Source organism: Cobetia sp. SIMBA_158 (assembly GCF_046566945.1).
In the GTDB taxonomy this organism is placed as follows: Bacteria; Pseudomonadota; Gammaproteobacteria; order Pseudomonadales; family Halomonadaceae; genus Cobetia; species Cobetia amphilecti.
The window spans coordinates 1-243 of sequence record NZ_JAWJYL010000944.1 but is presented as its reverse complement, the minus strand read 5'-3'; the positions used below and the strand labels follow the sequence as shown (position 1 = coordinate 243).

The window sequence follows — 243 nt, the reverse complement described above, 5'->3', positions numbered from 1 at the left end:
CAATGCTAATAACCAATACATCCTAGAAATGATTGTAAACTTAGCCAAACGATTTGATTTTTCGATTATTGTTGAAGGTGTAGAAACACTAGAGCAGTGTGAATGGGTTAAAAAAATAGGTTGTGATGTAGCCCAAGGTTATTACTTTTCAAAACCACTGTTTTTTGACGATTTAACAACATGGTTAAAGCAATATGGAAAAGTTTGATCATAAACTTTCTGTTAGTTTAAATAACAAACAAA

The 243-nt window shown here is 30.5% G+C and carries 1 protein-coding gene; it reads left to right on the top strand.

Translation table 11 applies throughout. The features are described 5' to 3' along the window. Positions 1-208 (top strand): EAL domain-containing protein (locus tag R2R70_RS22585; RefSeq protein ID WP_410979285.1); only part of this gene is annotated, 208 nt, incomplete at its 5' end. Positions 209-243 lie beyond the last annotated feature (35 nt).